Source organism: Deltaproteobacteria bacterium, assembly GCA_016210045.1.
GTDB lineage: Bacteria > UBA10199 > UBA10199.
The window spans coordinates 13,067-26,541 of record JACQUX010000023.1; the positions used below are offsets into that span (position 1 = coordinate 13,067).

The 13,475-nt window shown below is 61.4% G+C and carries 11 protein-coding genes and 1 tRNA gene; 8 read left to right on the top strand and 4 right to left on the bottom strand.

Annotated elements, in window-relative coordinates:
• Positions 1-332 precede the first annotated feature (332 nt).
• Positions 333-407, bottom strand: a tRNA-Pro gene (locus HY696_07255).
• A 297-nt stretch (positions 408-704) separates the two neighbouring features.
• Here HY696_07255 and HY696_07260 point away from each other — a divergent pair.
• The 8 genes from HY696_07260 to HY696_07295 all read left to right on the top strand — a co-directional run bounded on the left by HY696_07260 (position 705) and on the right by HY696_07295 (position 11,110).
• Positions 705-2,615 carry an Ig-like domain-containing protein gene (locus HY696_07260; GenBank protein MBI4238196.1) on the top strand — a complete coding sequence of 637 codons (1,911 nt, stop codon included), beginning with the start codon at positions 705-707 and terminating at the stop codon, positions 2,613-2,615.
• On the top strand, positions 2,557-3,918 hold the full coding sequence (gene xseA, locus HY696_07265) for an exodeoxyribonuclease VII large subunit (protein ID MBI4238197.1): 1,362 nt from the start codon (positions 2,557-2,559) through the stop codon (positions 3,916-3,918). The genes HY696_07260 and xseA overlap by 59 nt, the downstream gene beginning before the upstream one ends.
• Positions 3,908-4,159 (top strand): exodeoxyribonuclease VII small subunit, encoded by a 252-nt coding sequence (gene xseB / locus HY696_07270; GenBank protein ID MBI4238198.1) that lies wholly within the window; start codon positions 3,908-3,910, stop codon positions 4,157-4,159. The genes xseA and xseB overlap by 11 nt, the downstream gene beginning before the upstream one ends.
• Positions 4,159-5,055: a polyprenyl synthetase family protein gene (locus HY696_07275; GenBank protein ID MBI4238199.1), complete on the top strand. Its 897-nt coding sequence runs from the start codon at positions 4,159-4,161 to the stop codon at positions 5,053-5,055. The genes xseB and HY696_07275 overlap by 1 nt, the downstream gene beginning before the upstream one ends.
• A gap of 19 nt (positions 5,056-5,074) precedes the next feature.
• Positions 5,075-6,349 carry a ribulose 1,5-bisphosphate carboxylase gene (locus HY696_07280; GenBank protein ID MBI4238200.1) on the top strand — a complete coding sequence of 425 codons (1,275 nt, stop codon included), beginning with the start codon at positions 5,075-5,077 and terminating at the stop codon, positions 6,347-6,349.
• A complete protein-coding gene (locus tag HY696_07285; protein MBI4238201.1) occupies positions 6,346-7,080 on the top strand; it encodes a TlyA family RNA methyltransferase in 735 nt (244 codons plus the stop codon). Before HY696_07280 ends, HY696_07285 begins: the two co-directional genes overlap by 4 nt.
• A gap of 42 nt (positions 7,081-7,122) precedes the next feature.
• Entirely contained in the window at positions 7,123-8,448 is a 1,326-nt protein-coding gene (locus HY696_07290; GenBank protein MBI4238202.1) for a glutamate--cysteine ligase, read from the top strand.
• Positions 8,449-8,713: 265 nt separating this feature from the next.
• Positions 8,714-11,110 (top strand): hypothetical protein, encoded by a 2,397-nt coding sequence (locus HY696_07295; protein ID MBI4238203.1) that lies wholly within the window; start codon positions 8,714-8,716, stop codon positions 11,108-11,110.
• 13 nt (positions 11,111-11,123) lie between these two features.
• Here HY696_07295 and HY696_07300 read toward each other — a convergent pair whose 3' ends face one another.
• The 3 genes from HY696_07300 to HY696_07310 all read right to left on the bottom strand — a co-directional run bounded on the left by HY696_07300 (position 11,124) and on the right by HY696_07310 (position 13,463).
• A complete protein-coding gene (locus HY696_07300) occupies positions 11,124-12,047 on the bottom strand; it encodes an SPFH/Band 7/PHB domain protein (GenBank protein ID MBI4238204.1) in 924 nt (307 codons plus the stop codon).
• 29 nt (positions 12,048-12,076) lie between these two features.
• Complete coding sequence (locus HY696_07305; protein MBI4238205.1) at positions 12,077-12,505, bottom strand: NfeD family protein; 429 nt, start codon at positions 12,503-12,505, stop codon at positions 12,077-12,079.
• A gap of 82 nt (positions 12,506-12,587) precedes the next feature.
• On the bottom strand, positions 12,588-13,463 hold the full coding sequence (locus tag HY696_07310; GenBank protein ID MBI4238206.1) for a methyltransferase domain-containing protein: 876 nt from the start codon (positions 13,461-13,463) through the stop codon (positions 12,588-12,590).
• Between the last annotated feature and the right edge of the window lie 12 nt (positions 13,464-13,475).

Sequence of the window (13,475 nt, forward strand, 5' to 3'; positions counted from 1 at the left end):
CTGCGGCGCCCCGCAGGCCCCCCATTCAAGGCCCGCAACCGGCTTTGCCGGTGCGGACTGCGGGGGGATACCATCCGCGCTGTCGCGCTACGGGTACTTCCTCGCCGACCCAGCCTGCGGCTGGGTGCCCGGCTCAGTCGTGGCCAGGCGGTGCCGTCCTTCTTAATGATTGAGTAACACCGGCGGCGCTGCGCTGGCCCCCCATTCAAGGCCCGCAACTGGCTTTGCCGGTGCGGGCTGCGGGGGGATGGGGGGTATGGTGTTGGGCGGCCGCGCATATTGAATGATGCGAGTAGCTCCAGCCGCCCAACACCATACCCCCCATTCTAATGTCGGGGCGAGAGGATTTGAACCTCCGACCTCCTGGTCCCGAACCAGGCGCTCTAGCCAGGCTGAGCCACGCCCCGAGATGACGTACTGCGAAGCGCCCCTGTAGCGAAACTCGCGGACACATGCCACATTTTTTTTGCCGCCTTTTTGCCGCCTTGAATGTCGATTGCCAGGGCGGGGCTTACCCAGGGAGTTCAACTGCCTGGAAAATCACGCTGAATGGACCACACGACGGACGCGTTGTGTATGAAAGGGTGTTGAGTGACCCAAGTAGGGGACGACGGCGTTCAGCAACAGTATGGTTTTCTTCACATTTTTTTTGCGGCGTTGAGGCACGGCCCTTGCTATGATTCCGTCTGGGGGAGACAAACTCGATGAAAACAATGTGGTCCATGCGGTCGGTGCTGGGTGTGGCAGCGGTCATGTTTGTGTTGTGTTGCGGGGCGGGGTGCGGGTCTTCCGTCGGCAATAGTGCGAGCTCCAGCTCGACCGGAGACACGGTGAACATTACCGGGACGGTGTATGCGCCGAGCGGGCTGACTGGCAATGTCAGTGTCAAGGGCGTGGGCGGGCGCAAAGCGGTGACGGAAAGTGCTGCCACCGGATTGACGTGCGCGCTGTTTACCTTCGAAGGTGAGCACGTTGGGTCGGCGACCAGCGGGAGTGATGGGAGTTTTACGATTCAAGCCAGTGTGGCCACACTACGGCCTGCCGGCGGGAGTGCGAGTTGGTCTGAGCGCGTGGCGGTGCGCTGCCGGAATGCGGATGGATCGATCGAGGTCCAGACCTACGCGGAAATCAGTGTGATCGAAGGCACGACGGCGAGTGTGAGTGTCGGCGATCTGACCAGTGTCACGACGCAAGCGACATTGGCGGTGCGGCGCGTGCTCGGTTGCGATTGGTCGGCGGCGGCGTGCAGCGTGCCGGCGGCGACCGACCTCTCGTGTCTCTTCGCCGCGCAACGCGCGCTCTTCGACGAGGCCGATGGTAACGACGACGGCGTGGAGCAAGCAGCGGGAGAAATTTTACGGGTGATGAATGGATTGCAAGCCGCCGGGGTTTCGCTGGAAGCGATCGGGTACGACAGCCTTGCGGATTTCACGTTGGCGCTGCGGAGCGGTGCAGTGGAGAGCGCGCGCTTAGAGTCGATTGCGGCAGCGGTGGCGAGTCTGCTCGAACTGGATGCGAGTGTCATCGTGACGCGGTTGCAGTCGGCGGCGGCGTTGCTGAATGCGACCGATACGGTGCTCGGTCAGACGATCGCAGGCGCGGTGGGGCAAACGACGCTCGCCAGCGGGGCGACGTTCTGCGCGGAAGCGGAGGCCGACGATGCCGTGATGGAAGCGCTGCTGGCGCCGGTGCTTGCGGCGACGTCGGTCGAAGACTTGACGGAAACCTATTCTGAGGCAGGGGCGTGGGCGGTGATCGCGTCGGTTGTGACGACAGCGGCGGACGCAGGGACGCTTGCCGATTTGCGCGAGGCGCTCGACGACCTCGACGCGTATTTGGCGCTCTATAATGGGGACTTCAGCACTGTCTATGTGGATGGCGCGGTTGATGGCACCACGATTATCGGATTGTTGGGTGTGATGGCGGATCAAGATGCCGCGGCCTCGACGACAGAACAACGCGAGTTCATGGAAGGTTGGCAGCGCTTGATCGTGGCGGATGGGGGCTGGACGGAGTTTGTTGCCGACGGGAGCTACAACGACGAAATGGCGGACTTCGTCTGCGCGAATTTCTATGACGACAGTTTCGATCCCGACACGTTTGACTTCTTGGAGTTTACCGAAACAATCGACGCCGTTGACGCGTCGGTCACCGGTTCGACGTGCGACGAGTTGAGCACCTATGAAGAACGGCTGGCCTGTTATGACCAGTCGGTCGGCGATGTGGAGGGCGGTGAGATGGTGGATGGCGCGGGCGATCCGGCCCCGGCCGACGCGCCGACGGTGCTCACATTTGTTCCCGCCGATGGAGGCAGTGTGGCCTGGTCGCATAGCTTGTCGCTTGCGGCGACGTTTAGTGCCGACATGGATGCCAGTTCACTGACGAGTGAGGTCTTTACCTTCGAGGCCATCGATTCACAGGGAACGGTCATGCGTCGCATCTTGGGAACTGTGGCGTACGACGCGACTCGCCGCGAAGCGGTCTTTACGCCATCCGACATCTATGAAGTCTATTCCGGCCAAACGTATCGTGCGGCGTTGGCCGCTTCGATTACGGATGCTGTCGGGACATCGCTCGGTGTGCCGTACAGTTGGACATTTACCGTTACATATTAATACGGCAGGACTGCGGCGGGCTGAATTCCGCTTGCGCCGGGCGGCGGAAGTGCGTTATCCGCGCGGCGTGGAGCAACAAGATCTCGTTTTTTCTGCATCTGCAGCGCCGACACCCCATATCCATACCGTGGTTGAACTGATGCGTCTGGTGAAGGGGCAGCTCGACCGCACCTTCGCCGATGTGTGGGTGGTTGGCGAGGTCTCCGGATTTCGTCCGTCGAATGCCGGGCATTGTTATTTTGATTTGAAGGACAGCGACAGCGCCGTGCATGTCGCGCTGTTTCGTGGTGTGGCCCAGAAGGTTCGGTTTCGGATCGAGAACGGCATGGAATTGGTGTGTCACGGCAAGCTCGATTTGTATACCAAACGCGGCGATTTGACGCTGGTGGTTGATACGTTGGAACCCAAAGGGGTCGGGGCGCTGCAATTGGCGTTCGAGCAATTGAAGGCGCAGTTGGCGAAAGAGGGCTTGTTCAATCCGGAGCGAAAACGGCGGCTCCCGTTTTTCCCGCGACGCGTCGGGATTGTGACGTCGCCGACCGGTGCCGCGATTCGCGATATGTTACATGTGCTGCAACGGCGGGCGCCCGGAGTGGATGTCGTGTTGGCGCCGGCGCGAGTGCAGGGCGACGGCGCAGCGGCTGAAGTGGCGGCGGCGATTCAGTTGTTGGACGCGCGGGGAGATTGTGATGTGCTGATTGTCGGGCGCGGCGGTGGCTCGATGGAAGACTTGTGGGCGTTCAACGAGGAAGTGGTGGCGCGGGCAATCGCGGCGTGTCGCACGCCATTGATCAGTGCGATCGGCCACGAGATCGATTTTACGATTGCGGATTTTGTCGCGGACGTGCGGGCGCCGACGCCGTCGGCCGCGGCGGAAATCGTTGCGCCCGCGCGGGCGGATTTGGTGACTCAGATCGTCGGTTTGCGGCAGCGGCTGCGCGTGGGATTGCGGCGCTGGTGGGAGCTACGCGCGCAGCGGATTGCCGACGTGCGGCGCCGGTTGCGGCCGCCGACGGAGCGGTTTGCAAATTATCTGTTGCAGATCGATCATGCCCGCGAACGGTTGGCGCAGCAGATGCGGCGCGGGCTGGAATTGCGGCTATCACAGTGCGCGCAATTGCGGTCGGAGTTGGAGCATCTGTCGCCGCTGGCGGTGCTCACGCGCGGCTACGCCGTGTTGACGCGCGTGGCGGATGGTTCAGTCGTGACGCACGTCACGGCGTTGCAGCGGGGCGAGTCGGTGCGCGTGCGGGTTGCGGCGGGTGCGTTTGAAGCCATTGTGGGGGAGATCTATGAAACCTGAACAACCGAGTGCGTTGCTGTTCGAAGACGCGATGCGGGAACTCGAGGCGCGGGTGCGTGAATTGGAGGGCGGCAATCTCACGTTGGACCAGTCGATTGCCGTGTTCGAGGCGGGCACACAGTTGGCGCGGCAATGCGAGATGCGGCTGGCCGAGGCCAAGGGGAAGGTCGAGATTTTGTTGAAACAGGCGAATGGGGAAGTTGCGGCGGAACCGTTCACGGCGACGGAATCGGAGCGCTAATGCACACTCCGTTATCACAATATCTCCGCGAGCGGCGCGAATTCGTGGAAGCGGCGCTGCATCGTTACTTGGTCGCCGATGCGGCGATGCCGCCGCGCTTAGCCGAGGCGATGCGCTACAGCGTGCTGGCCGGGGGAAAGCGGTTGCGACCGATTCTGGTGCTGGCCGGCGCCGAAGCGGTGGGCGGCACGGCAGAGCGCGTGTTGCCGTGTGCCTGCGCAATGGAAATGATCCATGTTTTTTCGCTGATCCATGACGACTTGCCGGCGATGGATGATGACGACTTGCGGCGCGGTCAGCCGACGAACCATAAGGTGTTCGGCGAGGCGATGGCAATTTTGGCCGGCGACGGGTTGTTGGCGGAGGCCTTTTGGTGTCTGACCGATCCGGCGTTGGTGGCAAGTGTCGAGGCGTCGGTGTTGCTGGCGGTGCTGCGCGAGATTGCGGCCGCAACGGGTGGGCGTGGGATGGTGGGCGGACAGGTGTTGGATATGGAAGCGGAGCATCGGACGTTGTCGGCCGCGGAAGTCACGGCGCTGCACGCGGGAAAAACTGGTGCATTGATTACGGCCGCAGTGACGGCCGGGGCGCAGTTGGCCGGCGGCAGCGCGGAGGCAATCGACGCAGTCCGGTGCTACGGGAACGCCATCGGGCTGGCCTTTCAAATCGCCGACGACTTGCTCGCGATCGAGGGAACGGAAGCGGAATTGGGGAAACGGATCGGCAACGATGCTCAGCGGGAAAAGGCGACGTATCCGGCGATGGTCGGCGTGGAAGCGGCACGACGCCGGATGCAGGAGTTAACAGCGGAGGCCGTTGCCGCAGTGGCAGTGTTTGGAGAACGAGGTTGGGTGTTGCGGGACATTGCCGAGTACGTAACCACGAGACGCTCGTAGTCATTTTTCGGTGCCCATGATCGATCAAGCGGACATTCAGGGATTCTTTATTGATCCCCAGCATCTGCGTAGCGAGGATCACGTCGTGGCCTGCTATCGCGTGTTGATTGCGGGGGAGGCCCCGCGTGTCGCGGCGGCATTGTGTGCCGAGCAAAGTACGGCGATGTGGCAACGCGTAGGCGTCGCCGAAGACTTGCGCCCGCGCTATGCGGCGAAAGTTCTGCGCTTGGCACCGTCAGTGTCGTCGCAGACGGTTGGTGACGCAGTATGGTGGGATCTCGAGATCGCCTATCCACATCACAATATCGGTCCGCGCTTACCGAATCTGCTGGTGGCGTTGGCGGGGGAAGGGGCGCTGCATGCCCCCGGAGTGCAGGGCCTCATCTTGCGCGACATCAAGTTTCCAGCAACGTATGCCGCGCAGTTTACCGGACCGCAGTGGGGAGTGGCAGGATTGCGGGAACGCTTTGGTGTGATAGAGCGGCCGTTTTTTATGGGGGTGATCAAGCCGAACTTCGGGTTGGCACCGGAGGTCTTCGCTGCGCAGGCGTACGAAGCTTGGGGCGGCGGACTCGATATCGCGAAAGACGACGAAATGCTCGGCGATGTTGCGTGGTCACCGTTGACTGAGCGGGTCGCGGCCGTCGTCGCCGCGCGTCGGCGGGCCGAGGCGGAGACGGGTGAACGCAAGGCCTATATCGCCAACGTGACCGACGACTCGGATCGGATCGCGTCATTCGCGGATGTCGTAGCGGAGCGCGGTGGCGACGCGGTCCTGCTCAATCCGATGTGGACCGGGATTGGCGCCATCGCGGCGCTGCGGCGGAGCGGACAGTTGCCGATTATGAGTCACTTTGCCGGTCTGGCGCTGTTGACGCGTGCTGCGCAGTGGCGGATCGAAATGCCGGTGTTGGTGAAATTTTTGCGGCTGGCGGGTGCAGACATGATCGGCCTCGCGGGGTTTGGTCCTCGGATGCATACGACGGCGGATGAAGTGCGCGCGGGGGTTGCGGCGTGTTTAGCGCCGTGGCCTGGGATTCGTCCCGCGTTACCGATTCCGGGTGGCGGCGATTGGGCGGGGACCTTACCGACGGTGTATGCGCAGATCGGACATCCAGACTTTGCGTTCATCGCGGGCCGCGGCGTGTTCGGACATCCGCGGGGACCGCGGGCCGGCGCGCGGAGTGTGTGTCAGGCCTGGGATGCGGTGCGCGCCGGTGTGCCGCTGAGTGATGCCGCCGCGGCCGCGCCGGAATTGGCCGCAGCGTTACAGTTCTTCGGCGGCGTGCCGTGAAACAGCGCTTGGATCAATTGGTTGTGGAGCGGGGACTTGCCCCGAGTCGCACTCGCGCGGCAGCGCTGATCTTGGCCGGCGATGTGTTGGTGAATGGCGTGCCGCAAACTAAGGCAGGAACGGCAGTGGCGGTCGAGGCGGTGATTGTGTTGCGCCGTCCCGATCATCCGTTCGTGAGTCGCGGTGGCGTGAAGTTGGCGCATGCGCTGCAACAATTTCATCTCGATGTGCATGGTTTGGTCTGTCTTGATGCCGGCGCCTCGACCGGGGGGTTCACTGATTGTTTACTCCAGGCCGGCGCCGCGCGTGTCTACGCCGTGGATGTCGGCAAGGGGCAATTGGCGTGGGCGTTGCAGCAGGACCCGCGCGTGATCGTCTGGGACGCAACGAACTTGCGGACGCTCGATCCGCAGCGTTTGCCGGAACGGCTCGATTTGGTCACGTTGGATCTGGCCTTCATTTCCCTCACGAAAGTGTTTGCGACCGTGGGTCGATTGCTGCGTCCGGGTGGTGCGGTGTTGGCGCTGATTAAGCCGCAGTTTGAAGTCGGGAAGGGCCATGTCGGCAAAGGCGGGATCGTGCGCGATGCGGGCGTGCGAGACGCTGCGGTCGCGCAGGTCGTGGCGGTGGCGCAGGGGCTCGATTGGCGGCATCACGGCAGGGTGGAATCGCCGCTGACCGGCGCGGATGGTAACGTAGAATTCCTCGCCCATTTCACCGTGCCGACGTAATCGCTTGTCGGCTGTTTCAAATCACGCTATCCAAATCAGCTTATGTCGCATGGCGCGTTTCAACCGGCTCCGGATGCCCCGCGATTCTCGTTCGACGCAGCGGTCGCGTATTTTGCGGCAGGGTGTAAACCCCGCGCCGAGGCGCGGGTCGGGGTCGAACTCGAATGTTTTCTGATCGACGCGCAGTCGGGTGCGATGTGTGCTTACGACGCCATTGTGCGCGTGCTGCACGCATTGGCGGATCGCTATGGCTGGACACCGTTATTGGAGGGCGACCATTGGCTCGGTCTGCAACGGAATGGGACGATGGTTACGCTGGAACCGGGCGGGCAAGTCGAGCTGGCGACGCGGCCGGTCGTGGACATCCATGCGTTGCGGCAGGAATGTGACGAATTTCTTGATGAACTGCGGAACGTATTGCCGCCGCTGGGGCTAAATGCATTGAGCATGGGATTGCATCCGACGGCCGATTTCCGGCGCGTCCCGCTGATTCCGAAGGAGCGCTATGCCGTGATGGCGCCGCAACTCGAAGCGGTCGGGCCGTTGGCGCATTACATGATGCGCGGGACCTGCGGGTGGCAGTGCGCGATCGATTACGAATCGGAGCGGGATTTCCAGCAAAAGTTTCGTGGGCTCTATCACGTGACGTCGTTTATTTCGGCCGTGTTTGCCAACTCGCCGTGGGAACAAGGCGCGGACAACGGCTTCGCCAGCAAGCGAATGGCCGTTTGGTTGGAGACCGACGCGGCGCGATGCGGATTGATTCCGGGCGTTTTTCAGGATGGATTCGATTTTGAGGCGTATGCCCGCTACGCGTTCCAGATGCCGATGCTGTTTCTCGTGCGTCAAGACCGTTGGTTGGCGCTGCCGCGTCCGGCGTTCAGTGCGTTTCTGCGAGACGGTTACGACCAATGGTACGCCACGCGCGAGGATTGGCAACTCCATCTGACGTCGTTGTTTCCGGAAGTGCGGCTCAAACAATATATCGAGTGGCGCGGCGCGGATGCCCACCGGTTTGAATATCTCTATGCGTTGCCCGCATTGATCTTGGGTGTGACTGCTGCTGGGCATTTGCTCGATGCCGCGTGCGACTTGACGCGGCGGCTCTCGTGGGAAGAACGGCTGGCACTCCATCTTGCCGTGGCGCGCGATGGGCTGGCGGCGCGTTGCGGTCGGCATCGTGTGGCGGCGTTGGTCGCGGAGTTGGTGGCGATCGCCCGCAACGGATTGGAACTCCGCGGTCGCGGCGAGGCCGTTTATTTGGATGCGATCACCGAGGCGCTGGCCCGGTTTCACGTCCCGACCGTCCCTCCGGTCCCGCGCCGGCTCACACCTCAAGACCGCGCTGCATACGTACTAGTACAATAGTCCGCTCGCATATTCCCTGGCACAGCAATTGCTCTTTGAAGGCCTCTGCCCATCGATCATCGCGATCGCTGGGCGACCCGGCATCGGGCCGCATCGTGCAACGGATGGCATTTCAAGCGGTTGTGCGAATTACAGCGGAAAGCGATTCGGGTGCGAGTGTCAATGGTTTGGCAGAGATAGTGACGATTTCTCATTGTGAGTGGAGTGGAATGCGGGTGGTTGGGTGCCGTCAAGTCACGCCGGAGAGTCAGGAAGGAGTAACACTATGAGCCGAATCGGGAGCCAGCAATCGTGGTGGACGCGCCTCGCCGTGGGGTGTGCATGCCTCATCGCCGTCGGGTTCATCGTAGGATGCGAGGATAAGGAGACGGTGAGCGAGCCGCCGCCGTTGCCGGTGATCGATGCGGACTTGGACGGCATTCCCGATCTCGACGACAAATTTCCGAACGATCCGAAGGAGTCGGCGGATCGTGACGGCGATGGTGTCGGCGACAACAGCGATGCCTTTCCCGACGACGCGCAAGAGTCGGCGGATACGGACGGCGACGGCCACGGCAATAACAGCGACGCCTTTCCGGAAGATCCTGCTGAATTTGTCGATAGCGATGCCGATGGGCACGGTGATAACGGCGATATCTTTCCGCAAGACAAGAACGAGTTTGCCGATAACGACAAAGACGGGATTGGTGATAACGCCGATCAGGACGACGACAATGATGGGACGCCGGACGGAACCGATCCGGACGCCGATGACGACACATTCAAGGCGGCGCAGTACGGCGGCGATGACTGCGATGATCAAAATGCGGCGATCAATCCGAAGGCCGATGACAATCCGGCCGATGACAATGTCGTGGACGGCAATTGCGATGGGTTGATGGATGGGAATGCGGCGCATGGCTTTGTCGTGGATGGCGTTGCCGGGAACGACGGCAATGACGGATCGTCGGCCAAGCCGCTGAAGTCGATTGGCAAGGCGATTGAGCTGGCTGCGCAGTCGTTAGCCGCAACGGCACGGCCGGACATTTACATCGTCGCGGGGAGTGCGAAGAGCACGTACGAATACCATGTCAGTGCGCTGGATATCCCGACCGGCATCAATCTGTACGGTGGCTATGGGGCACTGGCGGATGGGAAGCGAAATCGCAATTTAAGTCGCCGCAGCGTGGTGCGGAGCGCCGACCGCATTATGATCGGTGCGGGGAAAACCGATGCACAGCGCGACGGCCGGATCGATACGGTCGAACTGGTGTCGGTCGCAACGGATCAACAGATTGAATTCGTCCGCTTGGTTGGGTTTCACCGCTACACATTTCACCGCATGGCGATTGTGGCGGACAACACGACCACGGCGTTGTGGGTGAAGGGGGATTATTTAGAGGCCGGGGCGGTGGTGGAGATTACGCGTTCTTCCTTCAATAACACCGGCGGGGCGAATGTCCCCCATGTGATGGCCGCGATCTTCGATGCCTCGAGTGCCGGAACACTCGACGTGCGCGTGGAAAAATCCGAACTGCGCGCTGGTGACGCCGGACAATTTTCCGGTGGCGTGGCGGCCTATGCGACCGAGCACAACAAGGGTGTGTTGCATCTGACCATGCTCGATTCGAAGGTTGTGGCCGGGCCGGCCGGCTCGACGATTGGGGTGTTGGCCGGTGGGACGCCGGGGGTCGATTCCAGCGCGCTCGAAGTGGGGCGTGTCGTGTTGGAACGGAATACGATTATTGTCCACCCTGGGAAGGTTGGGGTGGCAGTGCCTGTGCCCCCCGATACGCAATCCAAGCCGCTCGATCTAGTCGAAGGGGGAGTGAAGCCGGTCGAGCCAGTAGTCGGTGACGGCGACGCGCTGGGAGTCACGCCGAAAAAGGCGAAGACGACTGAGCCGCTCACATTCAATGGACACGCCGGGATTCGGATCGCGCGGGCGACGCAGCGAGCGATGCTGCGCAATAACGTCGTCGCGTTAGGGAGCCTGCCGGGCTCCGCCGGTCCTGCCGTGCAGCCGAGTGAAAAACCGAAACCGGGACAATTCGGTTTCGTTGATACGCAAAAGCTCTTGTTGGGCGGCACGCTGGCGAAAGCGTTGAAGAACAGCCGCGTGGCGCTGTCGCTGTCCGAGACGTCGGCCCGTATTGTGAACAACTCGTTGCTGCATGGAGATACCGCGATTTCCATTACTGCTGCGGGTCACGAGTTCGAAGTGACGAACAATCTGTTCGTGCCGGATGGCAGCGGCACCGGGCTGCGCTGCACGAGCAAAGTTGGCATCATGAAATTGCGCCACAATCTGTTCGCGAAGGGATTGGGGACGTTCGTCGACTGCGCTGCGGGGAATGCGACGTTGCAAGTGAAGGCCGCGACGGCCGAGCCGGCGAAGGTGCTGAATCAGCTGACGGCGTTTGCCGCAGTGGGGAATCTGATCGAGGCCCCTGCTGTCGGCCTGGACTTGAGCAAAGCGGAGCTGGGACGTTTGCAAAGCGGTTCCAAGGCGAAAGATGCGGGGCTGACGACGTTCGTGATCAGCGGGGAAGAGGTCGCCGCAGGTCTTGGCGAACAAGATATCGGGATCGATATCGACGGGGCGCAGCGCGACGAGCAATGGGACATTGGTGCGCATGAGCTTCCCGCTGCACTCGAACCGGCGCCGGAACCCGCCCAGTAGCGCGCGCACTCGTTTATGAGGCCTTGCCGGCCGCCGGCTTGTTGAAGAGTTCCGCGACGCCGCCGATCGAGCCGAGCACGCCGGCCGTATCCAGCGGGAGAAAAATCTTCGTGGCCGTGCCGTTCGCCACTTTTCCGAGGGTTTCGAGATATTTGATCGCAATCAGGTCATTGGTGGGGCGTCCGGTGTGGATCGCGTTGTAGACCACCTCCACTTGATACTTCTCCGCATCCGCCACTTTCTTGATCGCCTCGGAACGGCCTTCGGCGTCGAGGATCGCGGCCAGTTTCGACCCTTCGGCTTGCAGGATGGCGGATTGTTTCGCGCCCTCGGCCTTCAGAATCGCCGCTTGGCGTAATCCCTCCGCCTCGAGGATATTGGCGCGCTTTTCCCGCTCCGCCTTCATTTGCTTCGACATCGAGTCGACGATTTCCTGCGGCGGCTCGATCTTCTGGATCTCGACCCGATTGATGCGGGCGCCCCATTTGTCGGTCGCTTCGTCGAGCACTTGGCGCAGCTGGGTGTTGATATGTTCGCGACTGGTGAGCACATGATCGAGTTCCATCTCGCCGACGATATTCCGCAAATTGGTCTGAGCCAATTTGACGGCTGCGTAGACAAAGTTATTGATGTTGTAGACGACTTTGAACGGGTCGGTGACCAAGAAGTAGATCACGGCGTCGACGGTGACGACGACGTTGTCTTTACTGATCACTTCTTGCGGCGGGACATCGACCACTTGCTCACGCATGTCGACTTTGCGGAGTTTTTCGAAGAACGGAAAGATGAACACGAGGCCGGAATTCGCGATGCGCGCGTATTTGCCGAAGCGCTCCACCAGTCCGCGTTCGTGTTGCCGCACCGTGCGCAACGTGAGTGGCGCGAAGATGAAGAGGAAGATCGTCAGAATGATCAGTAACGGGACTGTGGCTTCCATGTTCATAGTGGGTCTCCTTATAGGATGTCTTAATCAGTGCGTTTGACGATCGCGCGGGTGCCTTCAATTGCGACGACTTCCACAAAGTGTTCGGCGGGAATTGCCTCGGACGCCGTCGCGCGCCAGATATCGCCGTCGATCTTGACCATCCCGTTGCCGCGATCCGGCTCGATCGCCACGGTCACGCGGCCACGGCGCCCGACTAACGCGTCCACGTTCGATGGTTTGGCGCCCGCTTGGGTGAGGCGATGTGCCAACGGACGTGAGACGATCAGTAAGATAACGGACGCGGCGAGGAAGATGCCCCACGGTCCCCACCACAGCGTGGTCAGGACCGAGAGGAGCGCGGCAAGCAGTGCGCCGATCCCGATGCACGCGAAATAGAAGCCGCCCGGCGTCAACATCTCCGCGACGAAGAGGACGACGGCAAAGATAGTCCAAACGATCCATGGCTGCATGCGATCCCCCCCAACGAGTGGCGCCGCTATAGCATGGGGTTGCAAATGAGGCGATAAAAATTACTCCGACATCCTGTGATGTCTACGGGAGCGGCGTGAGAGAGAAGCCGGTCAGATATGCGGCCGGAAATGTGGCGATGTTCTCAGTGTGGAGGTGGCATTCTTGGAAGAGTGCTTCGTAGCGATGCATCCAAATCCCCGGGGTGATCAGTCGGATGCCTCGCATAAGATCGTGCAGGGGAATGTGCTCGAGCGAGGATTCAATGAGGAGTATGCCGGTGCGACTGACGCGGCGGATCTCGTCGATCGCCTGCCGACCGTTTGCGACCGCCATGAGTCCGCCAATCGTAAACGCGCAATCGAATGTCTGATCGGCAAAGGGGAGTCGGCAGACATCGCCCTGGACGAGCTCGACGCCGTCCCCACAGCGGCGCTGCGCGCATGTGATGACGTTTTGACTCCAATCGAGACCCGTGAATTGAGTGGCGGGTAAGGCGGTGTGGATCCATGCCAGTTCAACCCCGACGCCGCAACAGGGCATGAGGACATGACGGGCCGGTCGCCGTTGCAAAAAATCGAGGACACACTGGATGATCGGGTTGTCGGCCGTGGTGTGCTGCAGACGATCCTGCACGAGGGCATCATATTGTGCGGCCGTATCCTCACAGTACTGTTGAAAATGAAAGAGGGGAATATCGCCGACCAGCAGTTTGCGTGCTTGCAGATCTTTGACGAGGGCATTGCATTTTTCCTGGGCCGGTTGGAATGCCGGGTCGTAATGCATCGCCGCGATGTAGCACGCTAAGGCGTTTTCGTGATCACCAGCGAGCAGTGCCGCATCACCGACAGCAGTAATGAGCGGACCATTGCGGCCATGGCGTGCCACCAGCTCCACGCCGCGGGAAAAGAGTCGTTTCGCCTCTTGCGGGGACAGGGTCGGTTGAGTGGGCAATGGCATGTCCATGAGTGT

Excerpts from the sequence above, each read along its gene's own strand:
- HY696_07260 (MBI4238196.1), top strand. The coding sequence starts at position 705 with ATGAAAACAATGTGGTCCATGCGGTCGGTGCTGGGTGTGGCAGCGGTC.
- xseA (MBI4238197.1), top strand. The coding sequence starts at position 2,557 with ATGCTGTCGGGACATCGCTCGGTGTGCCGTACAGTTGGACATTTACCG.
- xseB (MBI4238198.1), top strand. The coding sequence starts at position 3,908 with ATGAAACCTGAACAACCGAGTGCGTTGCTGTTCGAAGACGCGATGCGG.
- HY696_07275 (MBI4238199.1), top strand. The coding sequence starts at position 4,159 with ATGCACACTCCGTTATCACAATATCTCCGCGAGCGGCGCGAATTCGTG.
- HY696_07290 (MBI4238202.1), top strand. The coding sequence starts at position 7,123 with ATGTCGCATGGCGCGTTTCAACCGGCTCCGGATGCCCCGCGATTCTCG.
- HY696_07295 (MBI4238203.1), top strand. The coding sequence starts at position 8,714 with ATGAGCCGAATCGGGAGCCAGCAATCGTGGTGGACGCGCCTCGCCGTG.
- HY696_07300 (MBI4238204.1), bottom strand. The coding sequence starts at position 12,047 with ATGGAAGCCACAGTCCCGTTACTGATCATTCTGACGATCTTCCTCTTC.
- HY696_07305 (MBI4238205.1), bottom strand. The coding sequence starts at position 12,505 with ATGCAGCCATGGATCGTTTGGACTATCTTTGCCGTCGTCCTCTTCGTC.
- HY696_07310 (MBI4238206.1), bottom strand. The coding sequence starts at position 13,463 with ATGCCATTGCCCACTCAACCGACCCTGTCCCCGCAAGAGGCGAAACGA.